The 13,963-nt window shown below is 69.5% G+C and carries 13 protein-coding genes; 1 reads left to right on the top strand and 12 read right to left on the bottom strand.

What is annotated here, in order from left to right; all coding sequences use genetic code 11:
* The 3 genes from hisD to dnaE form a co-directional block, all read right to left on the bottom strand.
* On the bottom strand, positions 1-1,302 hold the full coding sequence (gene hisD / locus BGO46_RS04675; protein WP_292675699.1) for a histidinol dehydrogenase: 1,302 nt from the start codon (positions 1,300-1,302) through the stop codon (positions 1-3).
* Positions 1,303-1,403: 101 nt separating this feature from the next.
* Positions 1,404-2,276, bottom strand: coding sequence for a hypothetical protein (locus BGO46_RS04670; protein WP_292675776.1), 873 nt, complete (start codon positions 2,274-2,276; stop codon positions 1,404-1,406).
* A gap of 291 nt (positions 2,277-2,567) precedes the next feature.
* A complete protein-coding gene (dnaE, locus tag BGO46_RS04665; protein WP_292897899.1) occupies positions 2,568-6,086 on the bottom strand; it encodes a DNA polymerase III subunit alpha in 3,519 nt (1,172 codons plus the stop codon).
* Positions 6,087-6,209: 123 nt separating this feature from the next.
* Between dnaE and BGO46_RS04660 the strand changes: the two genes are divergently transcribed.
* The gene (locus tag BGO46_RS04660) at positions 6,210-6,683 is read left to right on the top strand and encodes an NUDIX domain-containing protein (RefSeq protein ID WP_292675694.1); all 474 of its coding nucleotides are present in this window, start codon (positions 6,210-6,212) and stop codon (positions 6,681-6,683) included.
* A gap of 2 nt (positions 6,684-6,685) precedes the next feature.
* Here the strand turns inward: BGO46_RS04660 and BGO46_RS04655 are convergent, their stop codons facing one another.
* The 9 genes from BGO46_RS04655 to ftsZ all read right to left on the bottom strand — a co-directional run bounded on the left by BGO46_RS04655 (position 6,686) and on the right by ftsZ (position 13,963).
* Positions 6,686-7,135 (bottom strand): hypothetical protein, encoded by a 450-nt coding sequence (locus BGO46_RS04655; RefSeq protein WP_292675692.1) that lies wholly within the window; start codon positions 7,133-7,135, stop codon positions 6,686-6,688.
* On the bottom strand, positions 7,132-8,841 hold the full coding sequence (locus BGO46_RS04650; RefSeq protein ID WP_292675689.1) for a long-chain-fatty-acid--CoA ligase: 1,710 nt from the start codon (positions 8,839-8,841) through the stop codon (positions 7,132-7,134). Before BGO46_RS04650 ends, BGO46_RS04655 begins: the two co-directional genes overlap by 4 nt.
* A gap of 184 nt (positions 8,842-9,025) precedes the next feature.
* Entirely contained in the window at positions 9,026-9,943 is a 918-nt protein-coding gene (locus BGO46_RS04645) for an RluA family pseudouridine synthase (RefSeq protein ID WP_292675686.1), read from the bottom strand.
* On the bottom strand, positions 9,943-10,572 hold the full coding sequence (gene lspA, locus BGO46_RS04640) for a signal peptidase II (protein WP_292675683.1): 630 nt from the start codon (positions 10,570-10,572) through the stop codon (positions 9,943-9,945). The genes BGO46_RS04645 and lspA overlap by 1 nt, the downstream gene beginning before the upstream one ends.
* A gap of 8 nt (positions 10,573-10,580) precedes the next feature.
* On the bottom strand, positions 10,581-11,204 hold the full coding sequence (locus BGO46_RS04635; protein ID WP_292675680.1) for a DivIVA domain-containing protein: 624 nt from the start codon (positions 11,202-11,204) through the stop codon (positions 10,581-10,583).
* Positions 11,205-11,315: 111 nt separating this feature from the next.
* Positions 11,316-11,618 (bottom strand): YggT family protein, encoded by a 303-nt coding sequence (locus tag BGO46_RS04630; RefSeq protein WP_292675677.1) that lies wholly within the window; start codon positions 11,616-11,618, stop codon positions 11,316-11,318.
* Positions 11,619-11,620: 2 nt separating this feature from the next.
* The gene (gene sepF / locus BGO46_RS04625; protein WP_292675674.1) at positions 11,621-12,088 is read right to left on the bottom strand and encodes a cell division protein SepF; all 468 of its coding nucleotides are present in this window, start codon (positions 12,086-12,088) and stop codon (positions 11,621-11,623) included.
* Positions 12,089-12,119: 31 nt separating this feature from the next.
* Positions 12,120-12,821: a YggS family pyridoxal phosphate-dependent enzyme gene (locus tag BGO46_RS04620; RefSeq protein WP_292675670.1), complete on the bottom strand. Its 702-nt coding sequence runs from the start codon at positions 12,819-12,821 to the stop codon at positions 12,120-12,122.
* The gene (ftsZ, locus tag BGO46_RS04615; protein WP_292675667.1) at positions 12,818-13,963 is read right to left on the bottom strand and encodes a cell division protein FtsZ; all 1,146 of its coding nucleotides are present in this window, start codon (positions 13,961-13,963) and stop codon (positions 12,818-12,820) included. Before ftsZ ends, BGO46_RS04620 begins: the two co-directional genes overlap by 4 nt.

Genomic DNA, 13,963 nt, shown 5'->3' with positions numbered 1-13,963 from the left:
TTATGACTCGAAGCGGGCCGTGACGGCCTCGCCGTGTGCGGGCAGCGCCTCGGCATCCGCCAGTGCCACGATCGCGTGGCGGACGCCCTCGAGCGCGGTGCGGTCGTAGACGATCACCTGCTGCGGGCGCAGGAACGTGGATGCGGACAGGCCCGACGCGTACCGGGCCTGACCGCCCGTGGGCAGCACGTGGTTGCTGCCGGCGAGGTAGTCGCCGAGGCTCACGGGCGAGTGCCCGCCGACGAAAACGGCTCCCGCGTTGACGAAGTCGGCGGGGCGCGGGTCGGCGAGGTGCAGCTCGAGGTGCTCGGGCGCGTACGCGTTGCTGAACGCCGTCGCCGCCGCGAGGTCGTCGACCAGGACGATCGTCGACTGGGGGCCGGCGAGAGCCTGCGCGATGCGGTCGGCGTGCAGGGTGCGCGCGGCGCGCTCGGCGATGCGCGGCACGACGGCATCCGCCAGGGCTGCGGAGTCAGTGACCAGCACGGCGGCGGCCTGTTCGTCGTGCTCGGCCTGGCTGACAAGATCGGCGGCGACCCAGTCGGCGTCGGCGGAATCGTCGGCGACGATGAGGATCTCGGTGGCGCCGGCCTCCGAATCGGTGCCGACGACGCCCGCGACGACGCGCTTGGCGAGCGCGACGAAGTTGTTGCCGGGGCCGGAGATGACGTCGACGCGACGCAGTCCGAGCGCGGGCACCCCGTAGGCGTAGGCGCCGATCGCACCGGCGCCGCCCATCGCATAGACCTCGGTGACGCCCAGCAGCTGCGCGGCGGCGAGGATCGTCGGGTGCACGCGTCCGTCGAACGCGGCCTGCGGCGGCGACGCGAGCGCGACTTCGGCGACGCCGGCGACCTGCGCCGGGACGACGTTCATGACGACGCTCGAGGGGTAGACGGCTTTGCCGCCGGGCACGTACACGCCGACGCGCTGCACGGGCTGCCAATGCTGCTCGACACGCGCGCCCGGCGCGAGGGTCGTCACGGTCGGCGCGGGTACCTGCGCGGCGGATGCCTCGCGTACGCGGCGGATCGCCTCTTCGAGTGCAGCGCGGACGCCCTGGTCGAGCTGCGCGAGCGCCTCGTCGAGGTGCTGCTGCGGCACGCGCACGGCGTGGCCCTCGACGCCGTCGAAGCGAGCGGCCTGCTCGCGCAGCGCCACCTCGCCGCGGTCGGCGACGTCGTGGACGATGCGGGCGGCCGTCTGCAGGGCCTCATCGCGGGCAGCGGTGGCCCGCGGGACGGCGGCGAGCAGCTCATCGGGCGTGAGGGAGCGGCCGCGCAGGTCGATCGTACGGAGCATCCCTCCAGGCTACCGGCCCGCGCGCACTCCACCTGGCAGTCGTGGCGGACTCACCGCACGCGAGGCAGCCACAACTGCCAACCGGACGGTGGCGCGAGGCGTCAGCCGCGGGTCACGCCGGAGACGTCGGTGAGGTAGCCGATGCGGCCGTCTTCGTGGCGGACGACGAAGCTGTCGCCGCGGTCTTCGATCACGAGCGCCCACGCGGTCGGGCCGACCGTGAAGATCGGCACACCCGACTCGTCGACGACATCGCGCTCGACCGGCGCGAGCGCCCAGAACGCCTGCGAGGCAGCCGGCGCCTCGACGACAGCCTCACCCTCGACGGGCGCCTCGGCGACGTCGGTGGCCAGAACCGTCGTCTCGGTCGCCGCGTACGGCGAGGCGGCGGATGCCACAGGGGCCACGCGCTCGACCTGCGGCCGCGCCACGATCGGGCGGGCGGGGCTGGCGAAGCGGTGCGCGGGCACCTCGGTGCGGTGACGGAAGTCCTCACCGATCGTCGGGAACAGCGGTGCGAACACGGTCAGCAGAACGCCCGCGAGCATGAAGATGAACTCGACCCACACGACCCACGTCGCGTAGAACAGTCGCTGCCCGGCGAGCGAGACGAACGACGCCCACAGGATGCCGAGCCACACGATCGTCGAGACGGTGAACGCCACCGAGGCGAACTGGTCGATGCCCAGCGATCCGACGCGGCGGATGCCCTGCGGCGAGAGGCGGCGCAGGCCCAGCAGGAACACCGCGACGGTCGGCGCACCGATCGTGAGCACCCAGTCGATGCCGGCGACCCACACCGACGCCGAGTTGCCGATGCTGTAGATAGGGAAGAACGACACGACGAAGGCGACCAGCCAGATGCCGCCGAGCGCGACCTCACGGATCGAGAACGGGCCGACGCCGTACTGCGGCGGCGCGCTCTCGTCGACGCCGTCGGGTCCGTCGGTCGCGGCGGCAAACGCGGCCGCCACCGACTCGAAGGTCACGTCCGCGTCGTCGGATGCCTCGGCATCCGCCTGCTCGTCGACGTTCTCGGCGGCGTCGCCCGCAGTGACCGCGTCGACGCCGGCAGCGTCAGCGACCACGTCGACGCCGTCGACAGCCTCGACGGGCTCGGCGTTCTCGACGGGTTCGGCGGCGGACTGGGGGGTGTTCTGCTCGTCGGTCACGTGATCGATCCTTCCACGACGGGTTTCGGCGGGTGAGATCCTACCCGCACAGTCTTTGCGCGCTCATGGCATCGGTCTGCGCGCGCGAGCGGCTCAGCCCAGGCACTGCGGGCCGAGCAGGCCCTTCAGCTCGCCGTACAGATCGACCGACACGCCGACGCGCGCGGGCACCTCGAACACCTTCGCCGTGCTCCCCCGGTGCAGCTTCAGCGTCACCTCGGTGTCGCCGGGGTGCCGTTCGAACACGCGGGCCAGTTCGCCCACCGTCACCTCGGTCGCGCGGTGCTCGGGCATGAGCAGGATGAGCGGGCCGGATGCCTCGAGGTTGCCGAGGTCGGGAGTGAACGCCGACTGCCCGTGCAGGTTGAGCCCGTCGTCACGGCGCGACACCCGGCCGCGCACGACGAGGATCGAGTCGGCCATCAGCATCGAGGAGAACTCGGTGTAGGTCTTGCCCATGAACATGACGGTCACCTCGCCGTCGAAGTCCTCGACGGTGATCATGCCGTACGGGTTGCCGCTCTGCTTCGCGACCCGGTGCTGCACGCTCGTGACCAGGCCCGCGACGGTCACGATGTCGCCGTCGGAGACGTCTTCATCGGCGAGCAGGTCGTGGATCGACGTCGACGCGTGCTTCGCGAGCGGGATCTCGAGCCCCGCGAGCGGGTGATCCGACACGTACAGGCCGAGCATCTCGCGCTCGAAGGCGAGTTTGTCCTTCTTGGTCCACTCCGGTCGCTCGGGCACCTTCGTGACCTGCTGCGGCTCGTCGTCGCCCCACAGGCTGTCGAAGTCGAAGCCGACCTCGCCGTTGGCTTCGCGCCGCTTGTCGAGGACGGCCTGCTCGGTGGCATCCTCGTGGATCTCCATGAGCGCGCGCCGCGTCGGCCCGAGCGAGTCGAACGCGCCGGCCTTGATGAGCGACTCGATCGTGCGCTTGTTCGCGACGTGCGCGGGCACCTTGGTCAGGAAGTCGTGGAAGGTCGTGTACGGACCGTCGGCGCGGGCGGCGATGATGCCGTCGACGACGTTGGCGCCGACGTTCCGCACGGCGCCCAGGCCGAAGCGGATGTCTTCGCCGACGGCGGCGAAGTAGCGGATCGACTGGCCGACGTCGGGCGGCAGCACCTGGATGCCCATGCGGCGGCACTCGTTGAGGTACACCGCCATCTTGTCCTTCGAGTCGCCGACGCTCGTCAGCAGCGCCGCCATGTACTCGGCCGGATAGTGGGCCTTGAGGTAGGCCGTCCAGTACGAGACGAGGCCGTAGGCGGCGGAGTGCGCCTTGTTGAAGGCGTAGTCCGAGAACGGCAGCAGGATGTCCCACAGTGCCTTGATCGCGCCCTCACCGTAGCCGCGCTCGATCATGCCGTCGTGGAAGCCCTCGTACTGCTTGTCGAGCTCGGACTTCTTCTTCTTGCCCATCGCGCGGCGCAGGATGTCTGCTTGACCGAGCGAGAACCCGGCGACCTTCTGCGCGATCGCCATGACCTGCTCTTGATAGATGATCAGGCCGTAGCTGATGTCGAGGATGTCCTTCAGGGGCTCTTCGAGCTCGGGGTGGATCGGGGTGACCGGCTGCAGGCCGTTCTTGCGCAGCGCGTAGTTGGTGTGCGAGTTCGCGCCCATCGGGCCGGGTCGGTACAGCGCGATGACGGCCGAGACGTCTTCGAAGTTGTCGGGCTTCATGAGGCGCAGCAGCGACCGCATCGGGCCACCGTCGAGCTGGAACACGCCGAGCGTGTCGCCGCGGGTCAGCAGGTCGTACGCGTCGGCGTCGTCGAGCGCGAGGTGCTCGAGGTCGAGCTCCTCACCCCGGTTCATGCGGATGTTGTCGAGGGCATCCGAGATGATCGTGAGGTTGCGCAGCCCCAGGAAGTCCATCTTGATGAGGCCGAGCGACTCGCACGACGGGTAGTCGAACTGCGTGACGATCTGGCCGTCCTGCTCGCGGCGCATGATCGGGATGATGTCCAGCAGCGGTTCGCTCGACATGATGACGCCGGCGGCGTGCACACCCCACTGGCGCTTGAGGCCCTCCAGGCCCAGCGCGCGGTCGAAGACGGTCTTGGCCTCGGGGTCGGTCTCGATGAGCGCGCGGAACTCACTGGCTTCCTTGTAGCGCTTGTGCTCGGGGTCGAACATGCCGCCGAGCTCCATGTCCTTGCCCATGACGGCGGGCGGCATGGCCTTGGTGAGCTTCTCGCCCATGCTGAACGGGAAGCCGAGCACGCGACCGGCATCCTTCAGAGCCTGCTTCGACTTGATCGTGCCGTACGTGACGATCTGCGCGACGCGTTCGGAGCCGTACTTCTCGGTGACGTACTCGATCACCTCGCCGCGGCGCCGGTCGTCGAAGTCGACGTCGAAGTCGGGCATCGAGACGCGGTCGGGGTTGAGGAAGCGCTCGAAGATGAGGCCGTGCTCGAGCGGGTCGAGGTCGGTGATCTTCATCGCGTACGCGACCATGGATCCTGCACCCGAGCCACGACCGGGACCGACGCGGATGCCGTTGTCCTTGGCCCAGTTGATGAAGTCGGCGACGACGAGGAAGTAGCCCGGGAACCCCATCTGCAGGATGATGCCGGTCTCGTACTCGGCCTGCTTGCGCACCTTGTCGGAGATGCCGCCGGGGTACCGGTAGTGGAGGCCCTTCTCGACTTCTTTGATGAGCCAGCTGTCTTCGGTCTCGCCGTCGGGCACGGGGAAGCGCGGCATGTAGTTGGCCGAGGTGTTGAACTCGACCTCGCACCGCTCGGCGATCAGCAGGGTGTTGTCGCACGCCTCGGGGTGGTCGCGGAACATCTGCCGCATCTCGCCGGCGGTCTTGATGTAGTAGCCGTCGCCGTCGAACTTGAACCGGTTGGGGTCGTCGAGCGTCGACCCGGACTGCACGCACAGGAGCGCTTCGTGCGCATCGGCCTCGTGCTGGTGCGTGTAGTGCGAGTCGTTGGTGGCGACGAGCGGGATGCCCAGGTCTTTCGCGAGCCGCAGCAGGTCGGTCATGACGCGGCGCTCGATGGAGAGGCCGTGGTCCATGATCTCGGCGAAGTAGTTCTCTTTGCCGAAGATGTCCTGGAACTCGGCGGCCGCCGCGCGCGCGGCGTCGTACTGCCCCAGGCGCAGGCGCGTCTGGACCTCACCCGAGGGGCATCCGGTGGTCGCGATCAGTCCTTTGCCGTAGGTCTGCAGCAGCTCGCGGTCCATGCGGGGCTTGAAGTAGTAGCCCTCCATGCTCGACAGCGAGCTCAGCCGGAACAGGTTGTGCATGCCCTGCGTGCTCTGGCTCCACAGTGTCATGTGGGTGTACGCGCCCGAACCCGAGACGTCGTCGCTCTTCTGGTCGGGAGACCCCCACTGCACGCGCGACTTGTCGCTGCGGTGCGTGCCCGGTGTGACGTAGGCCTCAAGGCCAATGATCGGCTTGACCCCGGCGTTACGGGCCGCGTTGTAGAACTCGAACGCGGCGAACGTGTTGCCGTGGTCGGTGACGGCGATCGCCGGCATGTCGTACTCGGCGGCCGCCTGGGTCATCGCCGCGATCTTGGCGGCACCGTCCAGCATCGAGTACTCACTGTGCACGTGCAGATGAACGAAGGAGTCGGATGCCACCCATCGAGTCTACGAAGAGCCTCCGACGTTGCGGGTCGCGCGGCGCGGGTCGCGGAACGTCGTCTCACCCTCCACTTGAAGGTCAGCCCCCGCGTGCCCTCTGGCGCGCTCTACGCTGGGAGGATGGCCACCCCCGAGTTCATCCTGTCTCTGCGCGAGAAGATCGGCACGGCTCCCCTGCCGCTGGTCGGCGTCACCGCGATCGTCTTCAAGGACGAGAAGGTGCTGCTCGGCAAGCGCGCCGACACCGGCGCGTGGCAGAGCGTGTCGGGCGTCGTCGATCCGGGTGAGGAACCGGCGGATGCCGCCGTGCGCGAATGCCTCGAAGAGGCGGGCGTCGTCGTGAAGGCCACCCGCCTCGCGCTCGTGCAGCAGATCCCCCGCATCACGTACGCGAACGGCGATCAGGCCGACTATCTCGACCTCGTGTTCCGGTGCGAGTGGGTGTCGGGCGATCCCCACCCCGCCGACGGTGAGCTGACCGAAGTCGGCTGGTATGGTCTGGGCGAGCTCGTCGAGGTCGACCAGTTCCACGTCCGCAAGATCGCGCTGGCACTCGCCGAAGACGACCCGGCCGTCTTCCAGGGTGGGCGCTGAGCTCAGACCTCGTCGAGCGCGTATGCCTCGATCCACGAGCGCGGCAGGGTGATCGGCACGCCGTACAGGTAGCGGATGAGCTGACCGTGGTGCTGCGTCTCGTGCTCAAGCAGGTGCAGCGCGATCGCCCAGCTCGCCTCGTCTTCGGCGTCGAGCCCGGCGACCCAGGCATCCATCGCTTCGCCTGAGCTCTCCAGCGCCGCGTGGACGGCACCGGGGTCACCGGTCTCGGTCAGCGTGCACTCGAAGCCCTGCCACGCGCCCGCGCGCGCCCACCGCTCATAGCTCTCACGGGCGGCGATGACGCACCAGAGCTGGTTCCACACCGGCGCGGAGCGCACTCCGGGCAGACGTGCCGCCAGAAGCTCGGGCGTGAGCTGTGCGGCGAAGTCGCGATACAGCCCGCTCGAGGCGGCGAGGCGCCTGCGCAGCAGCGCGGGAAAGTCGGTCATGTCGTGCCCTTCTGCCGGCGACGCACGAGTTCGTCGCGCACCTCTCGACGCAGAACCTTACCGACCATCGAGCGCGGCAGCTCGTCGAATCGCGTGATCGAGCGCGGCACTTTGTAGGCGGCCAGGTGCGCACGCGCGGTCTCGCGGATCCGCTCGGGCTCGAAGACGGCTCCCTCACGCATGACGACGGCGGCGGCGACCGCCTCTCCCCCGTCAGCGCGCGGGATGCCCACGACGGCGGCATCGACGATGTCGGGGTCAAGCAGCAGGGCATCCTCGACCTCGCTCGGGCTGATGTTGAAGCCGCCCGTGATGATGAGCTCTTTGAGGCGGTCGACCACCGTGACGAAGCCGTCGGCGTCGGCCGTGACGATGTCGCCCGTGCGCAGCCACCCGCCCGCCAGCAGCGTGCGTGCCGTCTCTTCGGGCTGATTCCAGTACCCCTGGAACACCTGCGGACCGCGCACCAGCAGTTCGCCGGGTTCACCGAGCGCGCGGTCGACGGTGGGGTCATCGGGGTCAACCACGCGGATCTCGGTGCTCGGGAACGGCACACCGACCGTGCCGGTGCGTCGCCGCGGCCCCATCGGGTTGCCGATGCTGATCGGCGACGACTCGGTCATGCCGTAGCCCTCGACGAGGATGCCCCCGGTCGCCTCTTCCCACCGCAGGACGGTGGCGGCGGGCAGGGCCATGGCACCCGAGATCGCGTTGCGCAGGCTCGAGAGGTCGATGCCCGCCCGCGCCGTCGCGCGTGCGAGCGCGTCGTAGATCGGCGGGACGGCGGGCAAGAAGGTCGGCGGTGTGCGGCGGATCGCGTCGAGGGTCATCCCCACGTCGAAGGTCGGGAACAGCACGATCCGCGCGCCCACCGAGATCGCGGTCGTCATGCACAGGGTGAGTCCGTACGCATGGAACAGCGGCAGTACGCCGTAGAACACCTCGCTGCCGAGCTGCAGGTCGGGCACCCACGCGGCCGACTGAGCGGCGTTCGAGCGCAGGTTGCGGTGCGTCAGGACCGCGGCCTTCGGCCGCCCGGTGGTGCCGCTCGTGAACTGCAAGACGGCGATGTCGTCGAGGGTGGGCGCGAGAACGGATGCCGAGACGCGCCGGGCCTTCACGAGCGTCGCCCAGGGGGTCACGCCCTTCGCCCGCGGTCGCAAGGTCAGCGCGGCACGCTTCTCGCGCGCAGCCCGCACGGGCAGACGCAGCAGCAGGCGCATCCGCCGTGGCATGGCATCCGGCAGCGTCACGGCGACGATCCGGTCGGGCCGGATGTCGGAGGGGAACTCCGCGATGGTGTCGGCCATGGCATCCCACACGATCGCGACCTTCGCGTGATGCACCTCGAACAGGTGCCGCAGCTCGGGTGCTGTGTAGCGCGGATTGTGCTCGACGACGATCGCACCGAGCCGCTGCGCGGCGTAGAACGCGACGACGTGCTGCGGAGCGTTCGGCATGATCAGGGCGACCCGGTCGCCCGCCCGCACACCCATCCGGTGCAGGGCGCCGGCGACGCGGCCCACCTCGTCGGCGAGCTCGCGATAGGTCGTGACGGCGCCGAAGAACTCCAGCGCGGGGCGTTGGGGGTAGCGCGCGACCGCCTCGGCGAGCATGTCGACGAGAGTCTGCGTCACCGGCTCGATGTCAGCCGGCACGCCGTCCGCGTAGGACGAGAGCCAGGGCCGCGCGGCGAGGGGGTTCATCCCCTCAGGCTAGGCATCCGCGCGTACGCCGCACGGCATGCGTTCGCGCGGGGCGCCAGCATGGTTTCGCGCGCGGCGCCGACCGAACTGCAAGGGATTGTGGCCGACACGCCGCGCCGGGCGCCCGGCCACCGGCGTGTCGCGCGCGCGGCCTTGCAGTTCGTGCGGGCGCGCGCGGCGGGGGTCAGCCGCCGAGCACGTCGAGGGCGTGCTGCAGGTCGACCGGGTAGGTGCTCGTGAAGGTCACCCAGTCGGTCGTGACGGGGTGTGCGAACGACAGCTCGCGCGCGTGCAGCCACTGCCGCGTCAGGCCAAGTCGCGCCGACAGCGTCGGGTCGGCGCCGTACAGCGGATCGCCGACGCACGGGTGCCGGTGCGCGGCCATGTGCACACGGATCTGGTGCGTGCGGCCCGTCTCGAGGTGGATCTCGAGTAGGGATGCCGAGGGGAATGCCTCGAGCGTCTCGTAATGCGTGACCGAGTCCTTGCCGTCGGGGGTGACGGCGAACTTCCACGAATGCGACGGATGCCGCCCGATCGGGGCGTCGATCGTCCCGGCGAGCGGGTCGGGGTGGCCCTGCACGACGGCGTGGTAGATCTTCTCGACCTCGCGCTCCTTGAACGCGCGCTTGAGCGCCGTGTAGGCACGCTCGGTCTTGGCGACGACCATGAGGCCGCTCGTGCCGACGTCGAGTCGGTGCACGACGCCCTGGCGCTCTGCCGCGCCGCTGGTCGCGACGCGGACGCCGGCCGCCAGCAGGGCGCCGACGACCGTCGGGCCTTCCCACCCGACCGACGGATGCGCGGCGACGCCGGCCGGCTTGTCGACGACCACGATGTCTTCGTCGTCGTAGACGATGCCGAGCTCCGGCACGGCGATCGCGATGATCTCCGGCTCTCGCCGGTCTTCCCACTCGACCTCGAGCCAGCCGCCCGCGTGCAGCCGATCGGACTTTCCGAGCGCGCGACCGTCCATGCGGACGCCGCCCGCTTCGGCGACCTCAGCGGCGAAGGTCCGCGAGAAGCCGAGCATCTTGGCGAGGGCGGCGTCCACGCGGGCGCCGTCCAGGCCGTCGGGAATCGGAAGAGTGCGAGACGGCATCAGTCTTCGTGCGCGGGCGTGGTGTCGTCTCCCGAGGCATCCTGCTCGGGCGTGTCACCCGCCGCATCTCCGGTCGGCTCGTCGGCTGCCGCGGTGACCCCGCCGCGCTCACGCGTGCCGTCGAGCCGCAGGCCGATGAAGACGAGCAGCGCAACTCCGATCATCATCGTGACGATGAACATGTCGGCGACGTTGTAGATGGCGGGGTTCATGCCCAGCCACATCCACGGCGTGTTGATGAAGTCGACGACGTGCCCGACGAGGAAGCCGGGGTCACGGATCAGACGGTCAGTGAGGTTGCCGAGGATGCCACCCAGCAGCAGCCCCAGGACGATCGCCCAGCGGCGCGAGCGCACGCGCGTGATCGCGAGGACGACGATGAACACCGCCGCGGCGGCGAGGATGATCGTGAACACCCACGTGACGCCCTCGCCGAACGAGAACGCCGCGCCAGGGTTGCGCGTCAAGTAGAACTGCAGGAAGTCACCCCATACCCGCACCGGTTCCTGGTACGGCAGGTTCTCCAGCGCGAGATGCTTCGTGAACTGGTCGACGGCCAGCACCAGCACCGCGAGAATCGCGATGAGGATGCTGGCCGTCGCAGGACGCAGTCGTGTGCGGCCCTCCACCGGCTCGCTCAGGAGGCCGAGACGGGGGCGGCGCCGGCGACGTCGAGGTCGCGGAGCTTCTCTTCGATGAAGCCGCGCAGCTGCGAGCGGTAGTCACGCTCGAACTGACGCAGTTCGCTGATGCGGCCCTCGAGGGTCGAGCGCTCGGCGTCGAGGCGCGCGATCTCGTCGCGGCTCTTGGCCTCGGCCTCGGCGAGGATCGACGCAGCCTGCGCCTGAGCCTCGGACACGAGCTTGTCGCGCTGCGCGACACCCTCGGCGACGTGCTCGTCGTGCAGGCGCTGGGCCAGCTCGATGATGCCGGCCGAAGCAGCGGCACCGCCGGTGGCGGCGGGGGCGGCGACCGGTGCGGGCGCAGGCGCGGGCACCTCTTCGACGACAGGCTCGGGCTCAGGCTCGGCCTCGACGACCGGGGCGGCCTCGACGGGGGCTGCGGCGGCAACAGGCGCGGCGGCGGCGCCGGCCTCGAGCTCGGCGACGCGGGCCTTCAGTTCCTCGTTCTCGGCGATCGTCTTGCGCCACTCGACGACGATCTCGTCGAGGAAGTCATCGACCTCGTCCGGGTCGAAGCCCTCCTTGAATCGCACGTGCTGGAACTGCTTGGTGACGACGTCTTCGGGGGTCAAAGCCATGGTGTTTCCTCTTTCGGGGCTCACGACGCGGGCCGATTTCGGGGGGCCCGCTGGCGGCGGACCGTATTGAGACAGCATAGTCTGCACACCCCGGGGGGTGCGAGATGGGCGTCACACGCGCGCGATGGCGCTCGTGATGGCCAGAAGGACGAACAGCGCCAACATCGTCAGCGGGAAGCCGAGATCGATCGCGACAGGCCCGATGCGCAACGGCGGCAGCATCCGTCGGAACAGTCGCAGCGGAGGATCCGTGACTGTGAAGACCGACTCGGCGAAGACCAGGCCGAACCCGCGCGGACGCCATTCACGGTTGAACAGCGGAATGTACTCCAGCACGAGGCGCGCGAGGAGCACCAGCAGGTAGATGAGCAGCAGTGTGTTGACGATGGATGCCGTCAGGCGGACGATCTCCACGACTACTGCGTGAAGGCTGCCGCCTCGGGGTCAGCCGGCGCAAGGGTGCCGTCGCCCGAGATCGCGACGTTCTCGGGCGAGAGGAGGAACACCTTGCTGGTGACCCGCTCGATGCGTCCGTAGAGACCCAGCGACAGACCGCTCGCGAAGTCGATGAGACGTCGCGCGTCGGCGTCGCTCATCTGCGACAGGTTGATGATGACGGGGATGCCGTCACGGAAGTTCTCCGCGATCAGCTGGGCATCCCGGTACTGCTTGGGGTGCACGGTGAGGATCTCGCTGACGGTGCCGGCGGTCGGCTGACGCACGACGGCGGGGCGGTGCAGTGGCGTCACAGGAGCGGCCTTCTCGATCGTGCGCTCCGCCGTGCGCTCGCGGCGGGCAGGGGTCTCGGCGACGGGCTCGTCGTAGGTTTCTTCCTCATCGGCGAGGCCCAGGTACACCATGGTCTTCTTGAGCGGGTTCGACATCGCATCCTCCGTTTGCTCGTCTGTGTCGAGGTTAACCGTGCTCGGGCCGCGGGCCCGTTATTGCCGTGCCGATCCGCAGGTGTGTCGCGCCGGCGGCGATCGCCTCGGCGAAGTCGCCGGACATTCCGGCCGACATCCAGGTGGCATCCGGTACGACGCGCCGCACCGCGGCGGCAGATCTCGCCAGCCGCTCGAAGGCGGCGGCGGGGGCATCTGTCAGGGGCGCGACCGCCATGACGCCGCGCACCCGCAGCGACGGGCACGCCTGCGCGATGTGCTCGGCGAGGCGTTCGACCTCGTCTGGCGCCGCGCCGCCGCGTGCGGGGTCTTCGGTCAGGTTGACCTGGACGAAGACGTCCAGTGGGTCTCCCCCGGGGTCGGCGGCGTGCAGCGCGTCGGCGAGGCGGTCGCGATCGACGGAGTGCACGACGTCGGATGCCGCGCGCACCGCCCGCGCCTTCTTCGTCTGCAGTTGGCCGATGAAGTGCCAGCGCACGCCGTCCAGCCCTGGCACCTGAGCCTGTCGAAGGGCCTCCCGCTTCGCGGTCAGCTCCTGCTGCCGGTTCTCGCCGACGTCGCGCACCCCGAGTGCCGCGAGGTCGGTAACGAGCTGCGCGGGGTGGAACTTCGTGACCACGATGCGGGTCAGGTCCGACGGGTCGCGACCCGCCGAGTGGGCGGCATCGGCGATGCGCGCGTCCACTTCGGCGAGCCGCGAAGCGAGGTCGGTCACTTCAGGAAGTCGGGGATGTCCAGGTCGTCGGCTCCGTACACGGAGTCGTAGTCGCTGGAGACCGCGACCGACACGGACTCGCGCTCTTCGGCATCCGCAGCGATCTCGCGGGCCGCTTCGTCGGCGGGCACCGACGGCACGACGGGCGTCGCCGCCGGACGCTGCACCGCGATCGGCTCGATGCGAGCCTGCGGCTCGCCGCCGTCGAATCCGGCCGCGATGACCGTCACGCGCACCTCGTCGCCGAGCGTATCGTCGATGACCGTACCGAAGATGATGTTGGCCTCGGGGTGCGCGGCCTCCTTGACCAGCTGCGCAGCATCATTGATCTCGAAGATGCCGAGGTTCGACCCACCCTGGATCGACAGCAGCACGCCGTGCGCGCCCTCGATGGATGCCTCGAGCAGGGGCGACTCGACGGCGAGCTCCGCAGCCTTGATGGCACGGTCGGCGCCGCGAGCGGAGCCGATGCCCATGAGGGCGGAACCAGCGCCCTGCATGACCGACTTGACGTCGGCGAAGTCGAGGTTGATCAGGCCCGGCGTCGTGATGAGGTCGGTGATGCCCTGCACACCGGCGAGCAGCACCTGATCGGCCGTGGCGAACGCCTCGATCATCGAGATGCCGCGGTCGCTGATCTCGAGCAGACGGTCGTTGGGCACGACGATGAGGGTGTCGACCTCTTCCTTGAGCTTGGCGACACCGGCTTCGGCCTGGCTCTGGCGGCGGCGACCCTCGAACGAGAAGGGCTTGGTGACGACACCGATCGTGAGCGCGCCGATCGACTTCGCGATCCGTGCGACGACGGGCGCACCGCCGGTGCCCGTGCCGCCGCCTTCACCGGCGGTGACGAACACCATGTCGGCGCCGGCGAGGGCCTCTTCGATCTCCTCCGCGTGGTCTTCGGCGGCGCGGCGGCCGACCTCGGGGTCGGCGCCCGCGCCGAGTCCACGGGTCAGCTCGCGTCCGACGTCGAGCTTGACGTCGGCGTCGCTCATGAGCAGCGCCTGTGCGTCGGTGTTCACCGCGATGAACTCGACACCCCGCAGCCCGAGTTCGATCATCCGATTGACGGCGTTCACGCCGCCGCCACCTACACCCACGACCTTGATCACCGCGAGGTAGTTCTGGTTCTGGCTCAT

This window comes from Microbacterium sp. 70-16, assembly GCF_001898315.1.
Taxonomy (GTDB): Bacteria; Actinomycetota; Actinomycetes; order Actinomycetales; family Microbacteriaceae; genus Microbacterium.
The sequence above is the reverse complement of the archived record's forward strand: the minus strand, read 5'-3'. Positions and strand labels throughout refer to the sequence as shown.

What these genes read in the sequence shown, in the direction of transcription:
- ftsZ (WP_292675667.1), bottom strand. Translation starts at nt 13,963, where the DNA reads ATGAGCCAGAACCAGAACTACCTCGCGGTGATCAAGGTCGTGGGTGTA.
- BGO46_RS04635 (WP_292675680.1), bottom strand. Translation starts at nt 11,204, where the DNA reads ATGGCTTTGACCCCCGAAGACGTCGTCACCAAGCAGTTCCAGCACGTG.
- BGO46_RS04645 (WP_292675686.1), bottom strand. Translation starts at nt 9,943, where the DNA reads ATGCCGTCTCGCACTCTTCCGATTCCCGACGGCCTGGACGGCGCCCGC.
- BGO46_RS04660 (WP_292675694.1), top strand. Translation starts at nt 6,210, where the DNA reads ATGGCCACCCCCGAGTTCATCCTGTCTCTGCGCGAGAAGATCGGCACG.
- BGO46_RS04650 (WP_292675689.1), bottom strand. Translation starts at nt 8,841, where the DNA reads ATGAACCCCCTCGCCGCGCGGCCCTGGCTCTCGTCCTACGCGGACGGC.
- hisD (WP_292675699.1), bottom strand. Translation starts at nt 1,302, where the DNA reads ATGCTCCGTACGATCGACCTGCGCGGCCGCTCCCTCACGCCCGATGAG.
- BGO46_RS04655 (WP_292675692.1), bottom strand. Translation starts at nt 7,135, where the DNA reads ATGACCGACTTTCCCGCGCTGCTGCGCAGGCGCCTCGCCGCCTCGAGC.
- sepF (WP_292675674.1), bottom strand. Translation starts at nt 12,088, where the DNA reads ATGTCGAACCCGCTCAAGAAGACCATGGTGTACCTGGGCCTCGCCGAT.